Annotated in this window: 1 protein-coding gene and 2 pseudogenes; all 3 read left to right on the top strand. The window is 71.9% G+C overall.

Translation table 11 applies throughout. The features are described 5' to 3' along the window. A pseudogene (locus AB0O82_RS38745) lies at positions 1-278 on the top strand (hypothetical protein); the annotation flags it as partial. Positions 279-478: 200 nt separating this feature from the next. Further along, on the top strand, positions 479-991 hold the full coding sequence (locus tag AB0O82_RS38740; protein WP_363589760.1) for a SigE family RNA polymerase sigma factor: 513 nt from the start codon (positions 479-481) through the stop codon (positions 989-991). Continuing rightward, positions 984-1,251 (top strand): annotated as a pseudogene (locus AB0O82_RS38735) (hypothetical protein); the annotation flags it as partial. The gene AB0O82_RS38740 and the pseudogene AB0O82_RS38735, both read left to right, overlap by 8 nt.

Raw genomic sequence — 1,251 nt, 5'->3', positions numbered from 1 at the left:
TGGCAGTCGAACGGGTAACGGACGGGCCACTGCCGGGAGCCACCGAGGCGTCGGCCGAGCCGGCGCCGGAGGGCGCAGCGGAGGGCGCAGCGGAGGGCACAGCGGAGGGCTCGCCGTGGGCCGTGGGGGTGGGCGTGGAGGTGCTGGTTGCGGCGGTGGCTATTCCTCCTGCGGTCGCGATGGCTACGGCGGTGGCGGCGATGAGTGTGATCGGGCGGATACGCATGAATCCGTGTCCTTTTCTGCCGGGCGTCCGGTTGACGCCTGCGCCCCTGTAGGTCTCCCGACGCTCGGCAGGTCGCACCCCGCGCACGTGATCCAGGTCATAGGCCGCGGGCGCAACCCTGGGGTGGTGCTCGTGCGTACAGGACGGGACGCTCCGTCCAGGACGCACGGCTCCACAGCCGCAGCCGAGGAGTGCTTCCTCGCGAGCCGCCTGTGCCGCAAGCTGACGGACAGCCCGGAAGAAAGGCCCTTGATGACGCCACAGGAGTTCGACGCGTTCTACGCGGCGTCCTTCTCCCGCCTGACCGGGCAGCTCTACGCGCTGACCGGCAGCTGGTCCGAAGCACAGGACGTGGTCCAGGAGGCGTTCATCCGCGCGTGGGACCGAAGGCACACCTTCGACCCGGACAACGCCCCGGAGGCATGGATCCGGACCACGGCCCGGCGGCTGGCCATCTCCCGCTGGCGACGTGTGGCCCGGGGCCTGCACTTAGCCGGACGCCACCACCGCCAAGAACCGCCCACCGTCGAGCCGCCCACCGAGGAGCACCTGATGCTGGTTGCCGCGCTACGCGACCTGCCCGAGGCACAGCGGAGCGCCCTGGTCCTGCACCACATGTGCGACCTCTCCGTCGAGCAGGTCGCGGCCGAGACTGGCGCCAGTGTCAGCGCCGTCAAGAGTCGCCTCGCCCGCGGCCGGGCCGCGCTCGCGGGCAGACTCGCCGACCAAGCCCCGACCAGCGAGGAAGGAAAGCTTCGTGTCTGACCCCATCCACGACACCCTCGGCGACAGGCTGCGGCTGCTCGGCACGCAGATGCCCGCGCCGACACTGCCCGCAGCGGAGATCCGCCGACGCGCCGACCGGCGCCGGCACCGCCGGCGTGCCCTCGCTGCGACCGCGGCCTGCACCGCGGCAGCCTTGTGCCTGGCTCTCCCGTCCGTGCTGCACTCACCGGGACCACAGAAGGGAGCAGGCACCGCAGACGTCTCCTCCGCGTCTGCTTCCGTTCCGGCTTCCCCGCGTC

This window comes from Kitasatospora sp. NPDC088264, assembly GCF_040685715.1.
GTDB lineage: Bacteria > Actinomycetota > Actinomycetes > Streptomycetales > Streptomycetaceae > Kitasatospora.
The sequence above is the reverse complement of the archived record's forward strand: the minus strand, read 5'-3'. Positions and strand labels throughout refer to the sequence as shown.